The organism is Prevotella conceptionensis 9403948, from assembly GCF_000312305.1.
GTDB lineage: Bacteria > Bacteroidota > Bacteroidia > Bacteroidales > Bacteroidaceae > Prevotella > Prevotella conceptionensis.
Window position 1 is genome coordinate 1 of the sequence record NZ_HE999455.1, and the last position, 3015, is coordinate 3015.

Consider the following 3015-nt stretch of genomic DNA (forward strand, 5'->3'; position numbering starts at 1 on the left):
GGGGGCGGAAAACAATGCCGTCTTCTATACATTCATGGCCTGTTGCAGGGAGGCAAGGATAGAACCTTACGGGTGGTTAAGGCACGTCTTAGCGAAACCTTTGCTAGACATGAAGGAGGATGAGTTAATTAAGCTACTGCCCATAAACTGCAAATAACATAAAGCCCTTATATGAAACCTGTCATATAAGGGCTTTTTTGTGAAGTATCAATACGGCGAATTTTGGATGCTTACGAAGAAATCGACAGTTTTCGTGAGAAAGACATGGCTGTAAGGCGATCGGTTTGGGATAGTCACAAAAAAAACGCCCCTACCCTCACGGATAGAGACGTTTAATTTATAAGTCGATAACTGTTGTTTATTCAGCCTTTGCTTCTTCGGCAGCTTCTGCCTTGGGTGCCTCTTCAGCCTTAGGAGCTTCTTCGGCAACGGGTTGAGCAACTTCGGCGGCAGCGGTTTCGCCTTCGGCCTTGGTGCTCTTGCGGCTACGACGTGTTTTCTTAGCCTCTGCCTTAGGCGTCTTGGCCATGTTCTCGTCGAAGTCAACCAGTTCGATGAACGCTATTTCAGCGGCATCGCCCTTGCGGAAACCCAGTCGGATGACACGGGTATAGCCACCGGGACGGTCTCCCACCTTAGCAGCAACCACTTTGAACAGTTCGGTAACGGCATACTTGTTTTGCAAGTAGCGGAAAACCACACGACGCGAGTTGGTGGTATCTTCCTTTGAACGTGTGATAAGCGGTTCTACATATTTCTTCAAGGCTTTTGCCTTGGCGAGGGTCGTAGTGATTCTTTTGTGCATAATCAGCGAAATGGCCATGTTAGCAAGCATGGCATTGCGGTGAGGTGCAGTACGACCCAGGTGGTTGAATTTCTTATTATGTCTCATTTTTATTTTTCTTAAATAGCGGAGGGGTAACAGCTGGGTGGGTGAGGGCTGTTGGTCCGCACCCACTCGCGCTGTGGTTTAGTCCCTGTCCAGTTTATACTTTGAAATGTCGGTTCCAAAAGACAGATTCAGACCCAAGAGCAAATCATCAAGCTCTGTGAGCGATTTCTTACCAAAGTTGCGGAACTTCAAGAGGTCGGTCTTGTTGTATTGCACAAGGTCGCCCAGTGTTTCCACATCGGCTGCTTTGAGACAGTTGAGGGCGCGAACGCTGAGGTTCATGTCCACAAGCTTGGTTTTAAGCAGCTGGCGCATGTGCAGCACTTCCTCGTCAAACTCTTCGTTGGTGTCAACGTCTTGGTTCTCAACGGCGATTTTCTCGTCGGAGAAGAGCATAAAGTGATAGATGAGGATTTTAGCGGCCTCTTTCAGTGCATCTTTGGGACTGATGGAGCCGTCCGTGGTTACGTCTATAACGAGCTTATCGTAGTCGGTTTTTTGTTCAACACGATAAGGCTCAACCGAATAGCGCACGTTACGGATGGGGGTGTAAATGGAATCGATAGGAATTACATTCACATCGGTGCAGAACTCACGATTTTCGTCGGCAGGCACGTAGCCACGTCCTTTGTTAATGGTGAGATCAATCTGCAATGAAGCTTTGGCATCTAAATGACAAATCACCAAATCGGGGTTTAACACTTCAAATCCAGTCAGATACTTGCCAATGTCACCAGCTTTGAACTCGGTGGTGTTCTCAACCGTGATACTAACTTTCTCGTTCTCGAATTCTTCTACTACTTGCTTGAATCTTACTTGTTTCAAATTCAAGATAATGTTGGTCACATCTTCCTTAACACCAGGCACAGAAGAGAACTCGTGCTCAACACCGGCGATGCGCACGGTATTGATGGAGAAACCTTCTAGCGATGAAAGGAGAATGCGGCGGAGGGAGTTACCGATGGTAACGCCGAACCCTGGCTCAAGTGGACGAAATTCGAAACGACCGAATTTGTCGTTGGCCTCCAACATTACAACTTTATCAGGTTTTTGAAATGCTAATATCGCCATTAATTCAATGATTTATTTAGAGTACAACTCAACGATTAACTGTTCCTTAATGTTCTCAGGAATGTCGGCACGCTCGGGCTTGTGCAGGAACTTACCGCTCTTTGATGCGTCGTCCCACTCAATCCAAGGGTACTTGCTGTGGTTGAAACCAGCCAAGGCAGCTTCGATAACTTCGAGCGACTTAGCTTTCTCGCGCACGCCGACAACTTGGCCGGCTTTCACTGAATAAGAAGGAATGTTTACTACCTTGCCGTCTACCACGATATGCTTGTGGCCAACGAGCTGGCGTGCGGCTGCACGGGTAGGAGCCAGACCAAGACGGAACACTACGTTATCCAGACGGCTTTCGAGGTTTTGCAACAGCACCTCGCCGGTGATGCCGCTAGCCTTAGCTGCCTTCTCGAACATGTTGCGGAACTGACGTTCCAACACGCCGTAAGTGTATTTAGCCTTTTGCTTCTCTGCCAACATGGCGCCGTACTCGGAAGTTTTCCTACGACGGTTGTTGCCATGCTGTCCAGGAGGGAAGTTTCTCTTGGACAAAACTTTGTCTGCGCCGAAGATGGGTTCACCAAAACGACGAGCAATTTTAGATTTCGGACCTATGTATCTAGCCATTGTTTATTTTATAACTTTTTTGTTTGTGTATCTTTGTTGCCTGCCACACTGGGTGCAAGCGTTGTGAAAAGTGCGTGTTATACGCGGCGACGCTTGGGAGGACGACATCCATTGTGGGGCAGCGGCGTAACGTCGATAATCTCGGTTACTTCGATACCTGCACCGTGCACGGCACGGATAGCGCTTTCGCGGCCGTTGCCTGGACCCTTAACGTAGGCTTTCACCTTACGGAGGCCGAGGTCGAATGCTACCTTGGCGCAATCTTCGGCTGCCATTTGGGCGGCATAGGGCGTGTTCTTCTTAGAACCGCGGAACCCCATCTTACCAGCCGACGACCAAGAGATTACCTGACCTTCGCTGTTAGCCAAAGACACAATGATGTTATTGAATGAGCTATGAACATGAAGTTGTCCAAGAGCGTCTACCCTGACGTT

At 48.6% G+C, this 3015-nt stretch carries 5 protein-coding genes; 1 reads left to right on the plus strand and 4 read right to left on the minus strand.

Annotated elements, in window-relative coordinates; translation table 11 throughout:
- Nucleotides 1–34: 34 nt before the first annotated feature.
- Nucleotides 35–157, plus strand: a complete 123-nt coding sequence (locus BN93_RS19110) for a transposase domain-containing protein (protein ID WP_394329936.1) — start codon at nt 35–37, stop codon at nt 155–157.
- A 201-nt stretch (nt 158–358) separates the two neighbouring features.
- Here BN93_RS19110 and rplQ read toward each other — a convergent pair whose 3' ends face one another.
- The 4 genes from rplQ to rpsK all read right to left on the minus strand — a co-directional run.
- Entirely contained in the window at nt 359–892 is a 534-nt protein-coding gene (gene rplQ / locus BN93_RS14445) for a 50S ribosomal protein L17 (protein ID WP_019189032.1), read from the minus strand.
- A 78-nt stretch (nt 893–970) separates the two neighbouring features.
- Entirely contained in the window at nt 971–1963 is a 993-nt protein-coding gene (locus BN93_RS14450) for a DNA-directed RNA polymerase subunit alpha (protein ID WP_009231149.1), read from the minus strand.
- A gap of 12 nt (nt 1964–1975) precedes the next feature.
- A complete protein-coding gene (rpsD, locus tag BN93_RS14455) occupies nt 1976–2581 on the minus strand; it encodes a 30S ribosomal protein S4 (RefSeq protein WP_009231150.1) in 606 nt (201 codons plus the stop codon).
- Between the two features lie 77 nt (nt 2582–2658).
- Nucleotides 2659–3015 (minus strand): 30S ribosomal protein S11 (gene rpsK / locus BN93_RS14460; RefSeq protein WP_019189034.1); only part of this gene is annotated, 357 nt, incomplete at its 5' end.

Excerpts from the sequence above, each read along its gene's own strand:
- rpsD (WP_009231150.1), bottom strand. The coding sequence starts at position 2,581 with ATGGCTAGATACATAGGTCCGAAATCTAAAATTGCTCGTCGTTTTGGT.
- rplQ (WP_019189032.1), bottom strand. The coding sequence starts at position 892 with ATGAGACATAATAAGAAATTCAACCACCTGGGTCGTACTGCACCTCAC.
- BN93_RS19110 (WP_394329936.1), top strand. The coding sequence starts at position 35 with ATGGCCTGTTGCAGGGAGGCAAGGATAGAACCTTACGGGTGGTTAAGG.
- BN93_RS14450 (WP_009231149.1), bottom strand. The coding sequence starts at position 1,963 with ATGGCGATATTAGCATTTCAAAAACCTGATAAAGTTGTAATGTTGGAG.